This is a genomic window from Clavibacter zhangzhiyongii, assembly GCF_014775655.1.
Lineage (GTDB): Bacteria > Actinomycetota > Actinomycetes > Actinomycetales > Microbacteriaceae > Clavibacter > Clavibacter zhangzhiyongii.
In genome coordinates, this window is record NZ_CP061274.1 from 1,503,120 (window position 1) to 1,520,174 (window position 17,055).

15 protein-coding genes are annotated in these 17,055 nt (G+C 74.9%); 11 read left to right on the forward strand and 4 right to left on the reverse strand.

The features are described from left to right. Nucleotides 1-59: 59 nt before the first annotated feature. The 5 genes from H9X71_RS07185 (at nucleotide 60) to H9X71_RS07205 (ending at nucleotide 5,321) form a co-directional block, all read left to right on the forward strand. Nucleotides 60-1,028 (forward strand): SGNH/GDSL hydrolase family protein, encoded by a 969-nt coding sequence (locus H9X71_RS07185; protein WP_244961878.1) that lies wholly within the window; start codon nucleotides 60-62, stop codon nucleotides 1,026-1,028. A 124-nt stretch (nucleotides 1,029-1,152) separates the two neighbouring features. After that, nucleotides 1,153-1,941 (forward strand): DeoR/GlpR family DNA-binding transcription regulator, encoded by a 789-nt coding sequence (locus tag H9X71_RS07190; protein ID WP_191148970.1) that lies wholly within the window; start codon nucleotides 1,153-1,155, stop codon nucleotides 1,939-1,941. Continuing rightward, nucleotides 1,938-2,909 (forward strand): 1-phosphofructokinase family hexose kinase, encoded by a 972-nt coding sequence (locus H9X71_RS07195; RefSeq protein ID WP_191148971.1) that lies wholly within the window; start codon nucleotides 1,938-1,940, stop codon nucleotides 2,907-2,909. The genes H9X71_RS07190 and H9X71_RS07195 overlap by 4 nt, the downstream gene beginning before the upstream one ends. A 22-nt stretch (nucleotides 2,910-2,931) precedes the next feature. Further along, nucleotides 2,932-4,995: a PTS fructose transporter subunit IIABC gene (locus tag H9X71_RS07200; RefSeq protein WP_191148972.1), complete on the forward strand. Its 2,064-nt coding sequence runs from the start codon at nucleotides 2,932-2,934 to the stop codon at nucleotides 4,993-4,995. A 53-nt stretch (nucleotides 4,996-5,048) separates the two neighbouring features. Beyond that, nucleotides 5,049-5,321: an HPr family phosphocarrier protein gene (locus H9X71_RS07205; protein WP_191148973.1), complete on the forward strand. Its 273-nt coding sequence runs from the start codon at nucleotides 5,049-5,051 to the stop codon at nucleotides 5,319-5,321. A gap of 75 nt (nucleotides 5,322-5,396) precedes the next feature. On the opposite strand, the gene H9X71_RS07210 is transcribed toward H9X71_RS07205, so the two are convergent. Both H9X71_RS07210 and H9X71_RS07215 read right to left on the reverse strand, forming a co-directional pair. Beyond that, nucleotides 5,397-6,926, reverse strand: coding sequence for an SDR family oxidoreductase (locus H9X71_RS07210; RefSeq protein ID WP_191148974.1), 1,530 nt, complete (start codon nucleotides 6,924-6,926; stop codon nucleotides 5,397-5,399). A gap of 60 nt (nucleotides 6,927-6,986) precedes the next feature. Further along, a complete protein-coding gene (locus tag H9X71_RS07215) occupies nucleotides 6,987-7,277 on the reverse strand; it encodes a hypothetical protein (protein WP_191148975.1) in 291 nt (96 codons plus the stop codon). 86 nt (nucleotides 7,278-7,363) lie between these two features. Here H9X71_RS07215 and H9X71_RS07220 point away from each other — a divergent pair, with 86 nt between their 5' ends. Both H9X71_RS07220 and H9X71_RS07225 read left to right on the forward strand, forming a co-directional pair. Continuing rightward, the gene (locus H9X71_RS07220; protein ID WP_191148976.1) at nucleotides 7,364-9,904 is read left to right on the forward strand and encodes a DEAD/DEAH box helicase; all 2,541 of its coding nucleotides are present in this window, start codon (nucleotides 7,364-7,366) and stop codon (nucleotides 9,902-9,904) included. Next, on the forward strand, nucleotides 9,901-10,830 hold the full coding sequence (locus tag H9X71_RS07225) for an SDR family NAD(P)-dependent oxidoreductase (protein ID WP_191148977.1): 930 nt from the start codon (nucleotides 9,901-9,903) through the stop codon (nucleotides 10,828-10,830). Before H9X71_RS07220 ends, H9X71_RS07225 begins: the two co-directional genes overlap by 4 nt. Before the next feature lie 16 nt (nucleotides 10,831-10,846). Here H9X71_RS07225 and H9X71_RS07230 read toward each other — a convergent pair whose 3' ends face one another. Beyond that, on the reverse strand, nucleotides 10,847-11,965 hold the full coding sequence (locus H9X71_RS07230; protein ID WP_191148978.1) for a histidinol-phosphate transaminase: 1,119 nt from the start codon (nucleotides 11,963-11,965) through the stop codon (nucleotides 10,847-10,849). A 115-nt stretch (nucleotides 11,966-12,080) separates the two neighbouring features. Here H9X71_RS07230 and H9X71_RS07235 point away from each other — a divergent pair, with 115 nt between their 5' ends. The 3 genes from H9X71_RS07235 to H9X71_RS07245 all read left to right on the forward strand — a co-directional run bounded on the left by H9X71_RS07235 (nucleotide 12,081) and on the right by H9X71_RS07245 (nucleotide 15,297). Then, nucleotides 12,081-13,028 carry an alpha/beta fold hydrolase gene (locus H9X71_RS07235; protein ID WP_191148979.1) on the forward strand — a complete coding sequence of 316 codons (948 nt, stop codon included), beginning with the start codon at nucleotides 12,081-12,083 and terminating at the stop codon, nucleotides 13,026-13,028. A gap of 76 nt (nucleotides 13,029-13,104) precedes the next feature. After that, a complete protein-coding gene (locus tag H9X71_RS07240) occupies nucleotides 13,105-13,839 on the forward strand; it encodes an esterase/lipase family protein (RefSeq protein ID WP_191148980.1) in 735 nt (244 codons plus the stop codon). Between the two features lie 48 nt (nucleotides 13,840-13,887). Further along, nucleotides 13,888-15,297 (forward strand): MFS transporter, encoded by a 1,410-nt coding sequence (locus H9X71_RS07245; protein WP_191148981.1) that lies wholly within the window; start codon nucleotides 13,888-13,890, stop codon nucleotides 15,295-15,297. Here H9X71_RS07245 and H9X71_RS07250 read toward each other — a convergent pair. Then, nucleotides 15,294-16,271, reverse strand: a complete 978-nt coding sequence (locus H9X71_RS07250; protein ID WP_191148982.1) for an NAD(P)H-quinone oxidoreductase — start codon at nucleotides 16,269-16,271, stop codon at nucleotides 15,294-15,296. The two genes, H9X71_RS07245 and H9X71_RS07250, sit on opposite strands and share 4 nt — an antisense overlap. Before the next feature lie 197 nt (nucleotides 16,272-16,468). Here H9X71_RS07250 and H9X71_RS07255 point away from each other — a divergent pair, with 197 nt between their 5' ends. Further along, a complete protein-coding gene (locus H9X71_RS07255; protein WP_191148983.1) occupies nucleotides 16,469-17,035 on the forward strand; it encodes a YceI family protein in 567 nt (188 codons plus the stop codon). Nucleotides 17,036-17,055 lie beyond the last annotated feature (20 nt).

Sequence of the window (17,055 nt, forward strand, 5' to 3'; positions counted from 1 at the left end):
GTAGGGTCGAGGCGATGCACCGTCCCTCGGATCCCCGTCCCCGGGCGTCCGCACGTCCGATGCTCCGGATCCGCGGCGCCGCCGTCCTCGCCGTCGCCGCGGCGATCGCCCTGCTGGCGAGCGGCTGCAGCGCACCCGCCCCCCTCGACCCTCCCGCGCCGTCGGCGCCCCTGCGCGTCGTGTCCCTCGGCGACTCCTACTCCACGGGCACGGGTCCCGCGACCCCGCTGCCGGGCGACCCGGGCGTGTGCGGGCGGACCGTCGCCGCGTCGATCCGCGTCGCGGCGGAGGCGACGGGGGCCGAGCTCGTCGACGCCGCGTGCGACGGCGCGACGACCGCCGAGCTCACGGCTCCGCGGGAGCGCGGAGGGCGGACCGTCCCCGCGCAGCTCGACGCGCTGGAGGACGGCGCCGACGTCGTCCTCGTGCGCCTCGGCGGCAACGACCTCGGCTTCCCGGCGCTCGTCGGCGGCTGCCTGGCGCAGGATCCCGCGGGCCCCGTGGCGGCCGGTCCCGCGACGTGCGTCGACGCGCTCGCCCCCGCGGGCGGCGTCGACGCCGTGCGGGCCCGCATCGACGGCGAGGTGAGCGCCCGCCTGGCCGAGGCCTTCGCGAGGATCCGCGCGGCCGCGCCCGACGCGCGCGTCGTCGCCCTCGGCTACCTCACCGTCCTCGCCGGCGCGGACGCCCTCCCCGCCGACGGCTGCTTCCGGGCGACCGCGACGTCCGACGTGAACGGGCGCGTGCTGCTCACCGACCGCGACGCCGTCTGGCTCGCGGGCGTCCAGACCGCGCTCGACGCGGCGATCGCGCGGGCCGCGGCCGAGGCGGGTGCCCGCTTCGTCGACCAGGAGGCGCCGACGGCCGAGCACGGCGCCTGCGCGGGCGACGCGGGGGATCCGTACGTCGCCGGGGTGGGCGGCAGCGCGGGCTCCGTGCCCCTGCACCCGAACGCGGCCGGACTCGCCTGGGAGGCGGACGCCATCGCCGCCGTGCTCCGCGAGGAGGCTGCCGCCCTCGGACGCTGACGCCGCGGGCGTCGTCGCAGGCGCATGTGGGTTCCTGTGGGAATGTGTTGCTTCTTCTGCGGATGAGGGCTACAGTTCGAGGACGCGAGGCGCACCTGCCCCACGGAGTCGAAGGAGACCGCCCATGTACGCCGAAGAGCGCCAGGACAGGGTGGTCGCCCTCCTCGAGCGCACGGGCCGGGTGGCGGTCGTCGGGCTCGCCCGCGACTTCGACGTGACGACCGAGACCGTCCGCCGCGACCTCGCCCAGCTCGAGGCGCGCGGCGTGCTCCGACGCGTCCACGGCGGCGCCGTCCGGGCCAGCCGCTCCACGCGCGTCGAGGAGAGCCTCGACGCCCGCAGCACCCGCAACACCGACGCGAAGGCGCGCATCGCCGACGCCGCCATGGCGCTGCTGCCCGCGAGCTTCCAGGGATCCGTCGCCGTCGACGCCGGCACGACCACGGGGCTGGTCGCCGAGCGCATCGCCGCCTGGGCACCCGACGTCGCGGGCCGCACGCTCGTCGTCGTCACGCACTCGATGGTCGTCGCGCAGACGGTCAGCCGGAACCCCGCCGTGGAGGTGCAGCTGCTCGGCGGCCGCCTCCGCGGGATCACGAGCGCCGCGGTCGGGCCCGCGACGCTCGGACAGCTGTCGCGCCTGCGGCCGGACATCGCCTTCATCGGCGCCAACGGCATCCACGCGGAGTTCGGCCTGAGCACGCCCGACGAGGAGGAGGCGGCCGTGAAGACCGCGTTGACCCGAGGATCCCGCCGAGCCGTCGCGCTCGTGGACGCGTCGAAGGCGGGGGAGGAGGCGCTCGTCGGCTTCGCCGAGCTCGACGAGATCGACACGCTCGTGACCGACGCCGCCCCCGACGGCCCGCTGGCCGACGCGCTGGCCGCCGCCGAGGTGGAGGTGATGGTCGCGTGATCCTCACCCTCACCGCCAACCCGAGCCTCGACCGCACCATCGACCTCGCCGGCGCCCTCGCGCGCGGTGCCGTGCAGCGGGCCCGCGGCGTCGCGGAGCAGCCCGGCGGCAAGGGCGTCAACGTGTCGCGCGCGCTCATCGCGTCCGGCCTCGACACGATCGCCCTGCTGCCCGGCCGCCTCGACGACCCGATGCTCGTGGCGCTGGCGGCTGAGCGGATCCCGCTCGACCACCTCGACATCGCCGGCCGCGTGCGCCAGAACGTCACGCTCACCGAGCCCGACGGCACGACCACCAAGGTCAACGAGCCCGGCCCGGTGCTGTCGTCGGCCGAGGCCGACGCGCTCGTCGCGCTCGTCATCCGCCATGCGCGCGCCGCGAGCTGGCTCGTGCTGGCGGGATCCCTGCCGCCCGGCCTCGACGACGACTTCCACGCCCGCGTGGTGCAGGCCGTCCGAGCCGAGCTCGGGGACGCCGCGCCCCGCATCGCCGTCGACTCCTCGGGCGCGCCCATGGCCGCGCTCGTCGCGTCCGGCGCCGTGGTCGACCTCGTCAAGCCCAACGCCGAGGAGCTCGCCGAGCTCGTCGGCCTCGACGACCCGGATGCGCTGGAGGCGGACCCGCGTCTCGCCCACGACGCGTCCCGGTCCCTCGTCTCCCGCGGCTGCCGGGCGGTCCTCGCGACGCTCGGCGCCCGCGGAGCCGTCCTCACCACGGACGACGGCGGGTGGCTCGCCACCATGCCGCCGATCGTGCCGGTGAGCACCGTGGGCGCGGGCGACTCGTCGCTCGCGGGCTACCTGCTCGCCGACCACCGCGGGGCCGGACCCGAGGGGCGGCTGGCGCAGGCCGTCGCCCACGGATCCGCCGCCGCGTCCCTCCCCGGCAGCACCATGCCGTCCCCCGACCAGACCCGGCCGGACAGCGTCACCGTCCAGCCGCTCCTGCCGATCGCCGCCGATCGCTGACCCGTCCCACCTGGAGAAGAACATGCCATCGCTCATCACGAACCGCCTCGTGCTCCTCGACGCCGACCTCGGCGCCGACCGCGAGCACGCCGTCCGGACGCTCGCCGCGCGCGTGGTCGCCGAGGGACGCGCCACCGACGCCGACGCCCTCTTCGCCGACGCGTGGGAGCGCGAGTCGAAGACCGCGACCGGCATGGGCGGCGGGCTCGCCATCCCGCACTGCCGCTCCGCCGCCGTGACGGAGGCCACGCTCGTCATGGCCCGTCCCGCGCCGACGGTCGACTTCGGCGCGCCCGACGGCCCCGCCGACCTGGTGTTCTTCATCGCGGCACCCGACGGCGCCGACCAGGAGCACCTCGTGCTGCTGTCGCGCCTCGCCCGCTCGCTCATCAAGCCGGAGTTCGTCGAGGCGCTGCGCACGGCCACCGACGAGGACCAGGTCGTCTCGCTCGTGGAGGGCGCGCTCGTGGACGAGCCCGCCTCCTCGACGGGCGCGCCGGCCGCCGCCGCTCCCGCCGCGTCGACCACCGCCGCGCCCGCCGCATCCGCCGCGCCCACGGCCGACGCGCCCGTCCTCGTCGCCGTCACCGCGTGCCCCACCGGCATCGCGCACACCTACATGGCCGCCGACTCGCTCGTCGCCGCGGCGAAGCGCGCGGGCGTCGAGCTGCACGTCGAGACCCAGGGATCCTCCTCGGTCACGCCCGTCGACCCGGCGATCATCGCGCGGGCCACGGCCGTGATCTTCGCGGTCGACGTGGACGTGCGCGACCGCGCGCGCTTCGCCGGCAAGCCCGTCATCCAGTCGCCCGTCAAGCGCGGCATCGACCAGCCCGACCAGATGGTCGCCGAGGCGGTCGCTGCCGCGACGGACCCGAGCGCGCCGCGCGTGCCGGGCGCCGGCGCCGCGTCGGGCGGATCCGAGCAGGCCTCCCCGCAGGCCGCGCAGAGCGTGGGCGCTCGCCTCAAGCGCTGGCTGCTCACGGGCGTCAGCTACATGATCCCGTTCGTCGCGGGCGGCGGCCTCCTCATCGCCCTCGGCTTCCTGCTCGGCGGCTACCGCATCACCGAGACCGCGGCGGACGTCGTGCTGCAGAACTCGCTGGCGGACCTGCCCGCGGGCGGTCTCGGCCAGTACCTCGGCGCGGTCGCGTTCGTCATCGGCAACGCGTCCATGGCGTTCCTCGTCCCGGCGCTGGCCGGCTACATCGCGTACGCCATCGCCGACCGGCCGGGCATCGCGCCCGGCTTCGTCGCCGGATCCATCTCCGTCATCATGGGCGCCGGCTTCCTCGGCGGCCTGGTCGGCGGCCTCCTCGCCGGCGGCATCGCCTACGCGATCGGCCGCATCGAGGTGCCGCGCTGGCTGCGGGGCCTCATGCCCGTCGTGATCATCCCGCTGCTCGCGTCCATCGTCGCGTCCGGCCTCATGGTCATGGTGCTCGGCGGACCCATCGCGGCGCTCACGCGCGGCCTCAACGACTTCCTGTCGGGCCTCACGGGCGTGTCCGCGATCCTGCTGGGCGTGATCCTCGGCGTCATGATGTGCATCGACCTCGGCGGCCCCATCAACAAGGTCGCGTACGCCTTCGCGGTCGCCGGCCTCGGTGCCGGATCCATCGACAACCAGGCCCCGTGGGCGATCATGGCCGCCGTCATGGCCGCGGGCATGGTGCCGCCGCTGGCCCTCGCGCTCGCGTCCACCGTCATCGACCGCCGCCTGTTCAGCCCGGCGGAGCGCGAGAACGGCAAGGCCGCGTGGCTCCTCGGCGCCGCGTTCATCTCCGAGGGGGCCATCCCGTTCGCGGCGGTCGACCCGCTGCGCGTCATCCCCGCGAGCATCGTGGGCGGCGCCGCCACCGGCGCCATGGTGATGGGCCTCGGCGTCGTGTCGCAGGCCCCGCACGGCGGCGTCTTCGTGCTCTTCGCGATGAACGGCACCTTCCTCGGCTTCCTCGCCTCGGTCGCCGTCGGCACCGTCATCTCGGCGTTCCTGGTCGTGCTGCTCAAGCGCTTCACGGCCAAGCGCCCCGAGGCCGTCGCGCAGGCGGCGTCCGCCGACCAGGGCGTCCCCGTCCCCGCCTGATCCCCGCCCGACCGACCCAGCCCGCACCACCCACCCCGCACGAAGGAGAACCCATGACCGAGCGCACCGCCACCATCGGCAGCCGCGTGGGCCTGCACGCCCGACCCGCCTCCCTCTTCATCGAGGCGGTGCGCCGCACGGGCGTCGCCGTCAAGATCAGCAAGCCGGACGGCACGCCGCTCGACGCGACGAGCATCCTGTCGCTGATGAGCCTCGGGGCCGCGAACGGCGACCAGGTCGTGCTCACGGCCGAGGGCGACGGCGCGGACGCCGCGCTCGACGACCTCGCCGCGCTGCTCGCGTCAGACCTCGACGCCGTCGAGTAGCCGCCCGCGACGACGAGAGGGCCCGGTCACCGCGATGCGGCGGCCGGGCCCTCTCGTCGTGTCAGGCGACGCGCGTCACCACTCGGCGACGCGGTAGTCCTTGAGGAAGACGCCCGAGATGTCCTCGCCGGCCTGGCCCATGACGATGGGGTCGTAGACGCGGGCGGCGCCGTCCACCAGGTCGAGGGGGGCGTGGAAGCCCTCCTCCGCGAGGCGCACCTTGGTGGGGTGCGGGCGCTCGTCGGTGATCCAGCCCGTGTCGACGCTCGTCATGAGGATGCCGTCCGTCTCGCGCATCTCGCGCGCCGACGTGCGGGTCATCATGTTGAGCGCGGCCTTCGCCATGTTCGTGTGCGGGTGGCCGGGGCCCTTGTACGCGCGGGCGAACTGGCCCTCCATGGCGCTCACGTTGACGACGTACTTGCGCCGCGAGGTCGACGCGGCCATCGCCGGTCGCAGCCGGCTGACGAGCAGGAACGGCGCCGTGACGTTGGCGAGCTGGACCTCGAGCATCTCGAGCGGATCCACCTCGTGCACCACCTGCGTCCAGCTGTTCGCGTCGTGCAGGTCGGGCACGAGGCCGCCCGCGTCGATGGCGGTGCCGGCCGCGAGCCGCGCCAGCGAGGAGGATCCGGCCGTCATGGCGAGCTCCGTCACCTCGGCCGCGGTGATCCCGGTGGCCGTGGAGAGGATGGGGTGCGCCGCGACGCTCGCCGCGAGGGCCGCGGGGTGGGCGTCGTTCGTGTGCCCGAACGTGAGCAGCTCGGGGATCGGCCCGTCCGGCAGCGGGGCGGACTCGGCCTCCGAGAGCGGCGCGTAGGAGCCGGGGGAGCGGCGCACGGTCTGCGCGGCGTTGTTGATGAGGATGTCGAGCGGACCCGCGGCGGCCACGGCGTCGGCGAGGCCGATGACCTGCGCCGGGTCGCGGAGGTCGAGCCCCACGACGCGGAGACGGTGCACCCACTCGTGCGCGTCGGGCAGTCCGGCGAAGCGGCGGACGGCGTCGCGCGGGAAGCGCGTGGTGATGGTGGTGTGCGCGCCGTCGCGGAGGAGCCGCAGCGCGATGTGCATGCCGATCTTCGCCCGACCGCCCGTGAGGAGCGCCCGCATGCCGGTGAGGTCGGTGCGGGCCTCGCGCTTGGCGTGGTTGATGCGCGCGCAGTCCGGGCAGAGCTGGTGGTAGAAGGCGTCGACCTGCGTGTAGTGCTGCTTGCAGATGTAGCAGGGGCGCGAGCGGAGCAGCGTGCCCGCGGTGGGGGCGGCCGCGGTGATGGCGAGCGGGATCCCGCGGGTCTCGTCGTCGATGCGGTCGGGCGCACCGGTGGCGGTGGCGGCGACGACGGCGCGGTCGGCGCTGGCGACGGCCTCGCGCTTCTCGAGGCGGCGGGCCTTCTTCACGGACTTGAACATCGACGCCGTGGCACGGCGCACCGCGACGAAGTCGGGGTGGTCCTCGTCGATGTCGGCGAGCGAGCCGAGGACGCGCAGCGTGACGGCGAGGTCGGCGGGGTCGATGGCGGCGGCGGGATCGAGCGCGGCGTCGGGGGCGGGGACGACGTGCTCCGCGGGCGTGGCGGGGTCGTCGGGCAGGGCGTCGGAGGGCACAGGAGATGATACCCGGGCCGTCGGACCCGACCGGGCGCGCGACGGCGGTGCCGGAGACCGCTACATCGTGGTCGCGAAGCCGACCGCGGCGGCGATGACCGCCCAGAGCGCGATCGTGACGACCACGAGGGCGATGAGCCCGGTGCGGCGGTCGCGCCAGCGCGCCCGCTCCGTCTCGGGGTCGACCGGGACGGCCTCCGGCGCGCGGGCGCCGGCGGCGGTCGCGACCGCGGGGGAGACGGTGGCGTCGTCGCGCGCGGCGGACGCAGGGTCGGCGGGTGCGGGTGCGGGTGCGGGTGCGGCGTCGGACCGAGCGCGGTCGGGTCGCGGGTCGAGCGGGAGGGACGGCATCCGGCGACCGTACGGGGTGGCGCCCCACGGATCCTGCCGCCTGTGGAGAACTCCGGGCGGGGCGGGTGGGGGAGGATGGACGCATCATGCCCGACACCGCGCTCGCCCCCACGCTCACCGAGGAGGCGGCCCGTCTGGCCGTGGACGGGGCCACCGACGACGCGATCTACGACGCGTTCGCCGAGTGGGCGCTCGCGCAGGGCATCGAGCTGTACCCGGCGCAGGACGAGGCGGCGCTCGAGATCGCGTCCGGCGCGAACCTCATCCTCTCGACGCCCACCGGCACGGGGAAGTCGCTCGTCGCCGTCGCCGCGCACTTCGCCGCCCTCGCCCGCGGCCGCCGCTCGTACTACACGGCGCCGATCAAGGCGCTCGTGTCGGAGAAGTTCTTCGCGCTGGTGGAGCTGTTCGGGGCGGCCCAGGTCGGGATGGTGACGGGCGACTCGTCGGTGAACCCGGACGCGCCGATCATCTGCTGCACCGCCGAGATCCTCGCGAACCGGTCGCTCCGCGGCGGTGCGGACACGCCCGTCGACCAGGTGGTCATGGACGAGTTCCACTTCTACGCGGATCCGCAGCGCGGCTGGGCCTGGCAGGTGCCGCTCCTGCTGCTCCCGCACGCGCAGTTCGTGCTCATGTCGGCCACCCTCGGCGACGTCACCGACCTCGCCGACGACCTCACGCGACGCACCGGCCGGCCGACCGCGCGGATCACGGGCATCGAGCGGCCCGTCCCGCTCTTCTTCCACTACGCCGTGACGCCCGTGCAGGAGACCGTCGAGGAGCTGCTCGACACGAAGCAGGCGCCCGTCTACATCGTGCACTTCGCCCAGGCCGCGGCGCTCGAGCGGGCGCAGGCGCTGTCCAGCATCAAGATCGTGACGCGGGAGCAGCGCGACGCGATCGCGGAGCTCATCGGCGGCTTCCGCTTCAGCACGGCGTTCGGCAAGACGCTCTCGCGGCTCGTGCGCGCGGGCATCGGCGTGCACCACGCCGGCATGCTGCCCAAGTACCGCCGGCTCGTGGAGCAGCTCGCGCAACAGGGCCTCCTCCGCGTGATCTGCGGCACGGACACCCTCGGCGTCGGCATCAACGTGCCGATCCGCACGGTGCTGTTCACCGGCCTCACGAAGTACGACGGCACGCGGATGCGGCAGCTGAACGCCCGCGAGTTCCACCAGATCGCCGGGCGCGCGGGCCGCGCCGGCTACGACACCGCGGGCACCGTGGTCGCGCAGGCGCCCGAGCACGAGACCGAGAACATCAAGATGCTCGAGCGCGCGGGCGACGACGTGAAGAAGCGCCGCAAGCTCGTGCGCAAGAAGGCGCCCGAGGGCTTCGTCTCCTGGGGCGAGCCGAGCTTCCGCAAGCTCATCGACGCGGAGCCGGAGCGGCTGACGTCGAGCATGCAGGTGAGCCACGCGATGATGCTCAACGTCATCGCGCGCGGCGGCGACGTGTTCGCCAACATGCGGGCGCTCGTCGAGGACAACCACGAGCCGCGGGCGCGCCAGCTCGCGCTCGCCCGCCGCGCCCTCGCCATCTACCGGACGCTGCGCACCGCGGGCATCGTCGAGCAGGAGGCGGACCCGGACGGCGGGCCCGCGCGGATCACGCTGACGGTCGACCTGCAGGCCGACTTCGCGCTCAACCAGCCGCTGTCCCCGTTCGCGGTCGCGGTGTTCGAGCTGCTCGACCGGGAGTCGCCGACGTACGCGCTCGACATGGTGAGCGTGGTCGAGGCGACCCTCGACGACCCGCGGCCGATCCTGTCGCAGCAGCAGTTCAAGGCCCGCGGCGAGGCCGTGCAGGCGATGAAGGCCGAGGGCATCGAGTACGACCAGCGCATGGAGCTGCTCGAGTCGATCACCCACCCGAAGCCCCTCGAGGAGCTGCTCGACCAGGCGTTCACGACCTACGCGGCCAGCCAGCCGTGGATCGGCGACTTCGCGCTCAGCCCCAAGTCGGTCGTCCGCGACATGTACGAGCGGGCCATGAGCTTCAGCGAGCTCGTCTCCTTCTACGGGCTGATGCGCTCCGAGGGCCTCGTGCTCCGCTACCTCTCCGACGCGTTCCGCGCGATGCGGCAGACGATCCCGGACGAGGCGAAGACCGAGGAGCTGCTCGACGTGATCGAGTGGCTCGGCGAGCTCGTGCGCCAGGTCGACTCGAGCCTGCTCGACGAGTGGGAGGAGCTGTCGCACCCGACGGCCGCGCCCGGCGACGCGCCCGTGCTCCCGCCCGCCCCGAAGCTGCTCACCTCGAACACGCGCGCCTTCCGGATCCTCGTGCGCAATGAGATGTTCCGCCGCGTGCAGCTCGCGGCCCGCGAGGACCTGCAGACGCTCGGCGACCTGGACGCCGCGGGCGGCTTCGACGCGGACGCCTGGGGCGACGCGCTCGACGGCTACTTCGGCGAGTACGACCGGATCCTCACCGACGGCGACGCCCGCAGCCAGGCGCTCGTCACGATCACGGAGGGCCCGGCCGAGTGGACCGTGCGGCAGGCGCTGCACGACCCCGAGGGCGACCACGATTGGGGGATCGAGGCGGTCGTCGACCTCGACGCGTCGAACGAGGCGGGCGAGGCCGTCGTGCGCGTGACCCGCGTGGGCACCCTCTCGTGAACGCGGACCCGCGCCTGCCGGACCTCGCGGGGCGGACGGTGCTCGTCACGGGCGCCAACGGCGGCATCGGCTTCTGGACCTCGGCGCAGCTCGCCGGCGCCGGCGCCCGCGTGCTCCTCGCGTGCCGCTCCGCCGAGCGCGGGGACGCCGCCGCGCGGGCGCTCGTCGCGCGCGTGCCGGGCGCCGACGTGGAGGTGGTGCCGCTCGACCTGGCGAGCCTCGCGAGCGTGGAGGCGTGCGTCGCCGCCGTGCGGGAGGACCTCGACGCGGTCGTCGCCAACGCCGGGCTCACCCCCGCGGGCGGTCGCGCGCGCCGGCGCCGGACGACGATCGACGGGTTCGAGGAGCTCATGGGCACCAACGCGCTCGGGCACTTCGCGCTCGTCGCCGGCCTCGCGCCGCGGCTGCGGGCGGGCGGCCGCGTCGTGATGCTCGGATCCCTCGCGCACCGCTTCTCGCCGCTCGACCTCGGCGACCTCGCCGGGGAGCGGCGCATGCCCGCGCTCGTGCGCTACGGCCGGTCGAAGACGGCCTGCATGATGATCGCGGCTGAGCTCGACCGGCGCTGGCGGGCGGCCGGATCCGACCGCATCGCGCTCTCGGCCCACCCCGGGTACTCGGTGGACGCGCTCACGCCGCCGCAGGATCCGGCCGAGCGTCCGCAGGGCGTCGACGCTGCTCGTCGCCGAGTCGCGGGGGCGGGCCGCGTCCTCGTGCAGGGCAAGGACGCGGGTGCCTGGCCGGTCGCGCACGCGGCCGCCGCCGACGGCGTGACGGGCGGCGCCTTCTGGGGACCCGCCGGGCCGCTCGAGCTGAAGGGCCCGCCGGCGCCCGCCTTCGTCGCCGAGCACGCGCGGTCGCGGGCCGTCGCCGAGCAGCTGTGGTCGGCCGCCGAGGACGCGACGGGGATCCGCTTCCGGCCCTGACAGCCGGCCGCGGGGATCAGCCCCGCGGCGTCCCGAGCACGTCGTCGAGCGCGTCGCGGAACGCGGCGGTCTCCTCGGGCGTGCCCACGGAGACGCGCAGCCATCCCTCGGGGCCCGTCTCGCGGATCAGCACGCCCCGGTCGAGCAGCCCCTGCCACACCGCGTGCCGGTCGGGGAACCGGCCGAAGAGCACGAAGTTGGCGTCGGAGGGCGCGACCTCGAAGCCGCGGCCCCGGAGGTGGTCGACGAGCGCGTCGCGCTCCTCGCGCAGCGACGCGACCTGCGCGAGCAGCACGCCGCGGTGGCGGAGGGCGGCGGTCGCGCTGACCTGCGTGATCCGGGACAGGTGGTACGGCAGCCGCACGATGCGGAGCGCGTCGACGACCGCGGGGGAGGCCGCGAGGTAGCCGAGACGACCGCCCGCGAACGCGAACGCCTTGCTCATGGTGCGCGAGACGATGAGGCGCGGGTGGTCCGGCAGCAGCGAGATCGCCGTCGGCACGCCCTCGCGGCGGAACTCCGCGTAGGCCTCGTCGATGACCACGACGCCGGGCGCGACCGAGAGCACGTGCTCGATCTCGCGCGTCGTGAGCGCGGTGCCCGTGGGGTTGTTCGGCGAGGTGAGGAACACGACGCTCGGCTGGTGCCGCTCGACGAGCTCGGTCACGTTCGCGAGGTCGAGCGTGAAGTCCTCCTGGCGGCGGCCGGAGACCCAGGTGGTGAGGGTGTTCCGCGCGTACTCGGGGTACATCGCGTAGTGGGGCGCGAAGGAGAGCGCGACGCGGTCCGTGCCGCCGAAGGCCTGGAGCACCTGCTGCAGCACCTCGTTGGATCCGTTCGCCGCCCAGACGTTCTCCGGTCCGAGCGGCAGGCCGCTGTCGGCCGTGAGGTAGTCGGCGAGCTCGGTGCGCAGCTCGAGGAACTCGCGGTCGGGGTAGCGGTTGAGCCCGCGCGCGGCCTCGAGCACGGCCTCGCTCACGGCGACGGCCACCTCCTCGGGCAGCGGGTACGGGTTCTCGTTCACGTTGAGGAGCACGGGCACGTCGAGCTGCGGGGCGCCGTAGGGCTCCTCGCCGCGGATGCCGTCGCGCAGGGGCAGGTCGGCGAGGGTCGTCCTCGACCAGTCGGGCGTCATCGGGTCTCCTCGGGGTCGGCGGGATCCCATCCTCCCATCGCGGGGGAGGGCGACCCGCCGGAGGACGGCCGCGCACCCGGGCGTCCGCACGGCGACGGGCGGATAGGGTCATCGGATGCGCTCCCCCCTCGCCCGGCTCACGCGCGTCCGGCGCCCCGGGGACGTGCACCGCGCCGCGTCCACGCCGCCGCGCTGGCTGCTCGCATCGCCCCGCTACGCGTCGCGGTCGATCCCCGTCGGCCACGACCTCGAGCGCCGCACGGTCCTCGGCTTCCGCGTCGCGATCAAGGTGTTCCGCTCGCCCGGCGCCAACGCCGGCCGGACGCTGTCGAGCGCTCCCGCGGGCATCGGATCCTCGGGCCTCGCCGGAGCCGCGGGCGCCGCCGGCCGCCGCCCGTCGTTCGTGCTCGTGCACGGCATCGGCGTCTCGTCGCGCTACTTCCACCCGCTCGCCGCGCTCCTCGCCGAGCATGGCGACGTCCACGCCGTCGACCTCCCCGGCTACGGCGAGTCGCCCCGCGTCCGGCGCGACGTGACGCTCGCCGACCACGCCGCGGTCGTCGCGGAGGTCGTGCGGATGCACGGCCTCGTCGACCCCGTGATCGTCGGCCACTCGATGGGCGCGCAGATCGTCGCGCAGCTCGCCGTCGACCAGCCGGGGATCGCGGACCGCATCGTGCTCATCGGCCCCACCCTCGACCCGCGGAAGCGCGGCGTCGTCCGCGCCGGCCTCGCGCTGGGCCGGGACACCCTCCGCGAGCCGCTGATGTCGAACGCGGTCGTGCTCGGCGACTACTTCCTCCGCTGCGGGATGCCGTACTACCTCCGCCAGCTCCCGCACCTCATCGGCGACCGCATCGAGGACCGGGCGGGGCGGATCCGCGCGCGCACGCTCGTCGTCGTCGGCCACCGCGACGCCGTGGTCGACCGGTCGTTCGCGGAGGGCCTCGCGACCCTCATCCCGCGCGGCAGCGTGCACGTCGCCCGCGGTCCGCACGTCGTCATGTTCACGGACCCCGAGGGCGTGGCCCGGGCGATCGTCGAGCATGCCCGCGTCGACTGACGATCCGGTGCCCGTGGGCGCGCCGGACGTCCCGGCCGCGCCGGACGTCCCGCCCGCGGGCGAGCAGGATGGAGCGGTGACCGCCGACGGACCCGCCGCCCTCCCGCCGCTGTCGGCCCTCCGCAAGGCGTGGGACTGGGCGCTCGACTACGCCTACGTCCTCCGCTGGCAGGCCGCCGCCACGCTCTCGCGGGACGACGCCCGCTCGTTCGAGGACGGCCGCGACGACCGGCCGACGATCCTCGTGCTGCCGGGCGTCTACGAGCGCTGGCAGTTCATGCTGCCGATCATCCGCCGCCTGCACGCCCGCGGCCACGGCGTGCACGTGGTCGGGTCGCTCGGCGCCAACGTCGGCCGCGTCGCGGAGATGTCCCGGCGCGCCCGCGCGTACCTGGAGGCCGAGGACCTGCGCGACGTCGTCGTCGTCGCGCACAGCAAGGGCGGCCTCATCGGCAAGCACCTCATGGCGTTCGGCGACCCCGACCGGCGGGTCCGCGCCATGGTCGCCATCAACGCGCCGTTCGGCGGATCCTCGTACGCGCGCCTGATCCCGGTGCGCAGCATCCGCGACTTCTCGCCGCGGAACGCGGCCCTCGTGGAGCTCGGCCGCGCGCTCGACGTCAACGCGCGGATCACGAGCATCTTCGCGCGCTTCGACCCGCACATCCCCGGCGGCAGCTCGCTCGACGGCGCGACCGACGAGCGCGTCGCGGCATCGGGCCACTTCCGGATCATGGGCGACGAGGACGTGCTGCGCCGCGTCGAGGCCGCCATCGACCGGGCCGGGAGCGCCGCGGGCCCGCCCGCCTGAGCCGTCCGGGCGCTCGGGCCGACGCCCGCCGCGGCGCATACTGGGCTCATGCCCGAGCCCGCAGCGCCCGCCCGCGCGGACGCCGCGCTCGACGCCCGCGGCCGCACGGTGCTCGTCGTCGCGATCCTCGCGTCCTTCGTCGCGTTCCTCGACGGCACGGTCGTCAACGTCGCCCTGCCCGCCATCGGCGAGGACCTCGGCGGCGGCCTCGTCGTGCAGCAGTGGGTCGTCGACGCGTACCTCATCACCCTCGGCGCCCTGATCCTCCTCGCCGGCTCGCTGTCCGACGCGTTCGGCCGGGTGCGCGTGCTCCGGTGGGGGCTCGTCGGCTTCGGCGTCACGTCGCTCGTCTGCGCCGTCGCGCCGACCGCGGGGATCCTCATCGCGGCGCGCGCGGCCCAGGGCGCCGCCGGCGCGCTGCTCGTGCCCAGCTCGCTCGCCCTCATCGCGCAGGCGTTCCGGGGTCCCGCGCAGTCGCGCGCCATCGGCTCGTGGACGGCGTGGACCGGCACCGCGATGCTCGTCGGCCCCGTCCTCGGCGGCGTGCTCGTGGACGCGCTCGACTGGCGGCTCGTGTTCGGGATCAACGTGCTCCCCATCGTCGTGACCCTCGTGCTCCTCGCCCGCCTGCCGCACGACGCCCCGGCGGCCGAGGGCACGCGCGTGGACGTGCCCGGCGCGGTGCTCGGCGCCCTCGGGATCGGCGGGCCCGTCTTCGCGCTCATCGAGCAGTCGCGGCTCGGCGTCGGCCACCCGCTCGTGGTCGGCAGCCTCATCGCGGGCGTGGTCTGCCTCGTGCTCTTCGTGGTGCGCGAGCGCCGGACTCCGCACCCGATGCTGCCGCTGTCGCTCTTCCGGGAGCGGGACTTCCTGGTCGGCAACATCGCGACCGTGGGGATCTACGGCGCGCTCTCGCTCGGCGGCTTCGTGATCGCGGTGTTCCTGCAGCAGACCGGCGGGCTGTCCGCGACGGCCGCCGGGTTCGCGCTCGTGCCGACCACCGTCATCATGCTGCTGCTGTCCACGCGCTTCGGCGCGCTGGCCGGGCGCATCGGCCCGCGGCTGCTGATGGGCGTGGGCCCGATCGTCGCCGGCGCCGGCTACCTGCTCATGCTGCGGGTCGCGGAGCCCGTCGACTACTGGGGCCAGCTGCTGCCCGGGATCCTCGTGTTCGGCCTCGGCCTGTCCATGACGGTGGCGCCGCTCACCTCCACGATCCTCGAGGCGGTGCCGTCGGCGCAGGCCGGCATCGCGTCCGCGGTCAACAACGCGGTGTCGCGCGTCGCCGGGCTCGTCGCCATCGCGGCCATCGGGCTCGTCGCCGGCCCCGAGCTCGACGTCACGGCGTTCCACCGCGTGGTGCTCGTGACGGCCGCGCTCCTCGTCGCGGGCGGGCTGGTGTCCCTCGTGGGGATCCGCTCGCGTCGCGGCCTGCCCGCGGCGGGATCCGCCGGCTAGAGCGCCAGCAGCACCTTGCCCACGTGCTGCGAGGACGCGACGTGCGCGTGCGCGGCGGCGGCCTCGGCGAGCGGGAAGACGCGGTCGACGACCGGGCGCACGGATCCGTCGGCGACGGCCGGCCACACGTCCGCGCGGACCGCGGCGACGATGCGCGCCTTGTCGTCCGCGTCGCGCGCGCGGAGGGTCGTGCCCCAGATCCGTCCGCGCCGCGCCATGAGCTGGCCGAGCGCGATGCTCGTCGGCGCGCCGCTCTGCGCGCCGATGACCATGATCCGGCCGTCGCGGGCGAGGGCGCGGATGTCCCGGTCGATGTAGTCGCCGCCGATCGCGTCGAGGATCACGTCGGCGCCGTGGCCGTCGGTCGCCTCGCGGATCGCCTCGACGAAGTCCTCCCGCCGGTAGTCGATGAGGATGTCGGCGCCGAGTGCCCGGCACGCCTCGAGCTTCGCCGGGCTCCCGGCGGTGACGGCCACGCGGGCGCCGAGGCGCGTCGCGAGCTGGATGGCCATCGTGCCGATGCCGCTGGATCCGCCGTGCACGAGGAGGGTCTCCCCGGGCTCGAGGCCCGCGTCGAGCACGACGTTCGACCAGACGGTCGCGACGACCTCGGGCAGCCCCGCCGCCTCGACGAGGTCGAGCCCGTCGGGGACGGGGAGCACGTGCCGCTCGTCGACCGCGACGAGCTCGGCGTAGCCGCCGCCCGCGAGCAGGGCGCACACGCGGTCGCCGACGCTCCAGCGCGTGGCGCCCTCGCCGACCGCCGCGATCGTCCCGGAGACCTCGAGGCCGAGGTGCGTCGGCGCCCCGGCGGGCGGCGGGTACGCGCCCTCGCGCTGGCTGAGGTCGGCGCGGTTGACGCCCGCGGCGGCGACGCGGACGAGCACCTCGCCGGGCCCGACGACCGGATCCGGCAGCTCGGCGAGGGAGAGGACGTCGGGGCCGCCGGGGGCGGGGAAGGTGATCGCGCGCATCCCGCCACGGTACGCCCGCCCCCGCTGGGGATCGCATCGGAGGACCGCGGCGGGGAGCGACGGGGACCTCGGGGAGACCCGCCGCGGAAAGTACATGAACTCGCAACTGAAATCGGGAATGTCCGTGAGATCCATGCGCTTGCATACCTTCGAGGCCGTCGGCCCGCACCCCATGACCCCGCACGAGAGGCACGCACATGAGCGACACCACCACCGTCCCCGGCTACATCGCCGGCACCTGGACCATCGACAAGACCCACAGCTCGGTCGGGTTCAGCATCCGCCACATCATGATCAGCAAGGTCAAGGGCACGTTCAAGGACTTCGACGCCGAGATCGTCACGGGCGCCACCCCCGAGCAGAGCTCCGTCAAGGCCCACGCGACCATCGTCTCGATCGACACCAACGAGCCGAACCGCGACCAGCACCTCCGCACCAACGACTTCTTCGACGCCGAGAACCACCCCACCATCGACTTCGTCTCCACCGCCGTGCGCGTGGAGAAGGACGGCGACGCGAAGATCGACGGCGAGTTCACGATGCGCGGCGTCACCAAGCCCGTCACCTTCGACGTCGAGTTCGGCGGCTTCGGCCAGGACCCCTACGGCCAGACCAAGTTCGGCGCGACGGCCACCACGGTCGTCAACCGCGAGGACTTCGGCCTCACCTACAACGCGGCCCTCGAGACCGGCGGCGTGCTGCTCGGCGACAAGGTCACCATCACGCTCGACATCCAGGCGGTCCTCGCGACCCCCGCGGCCTAGCGCCCACCGGTCGGGCTCCG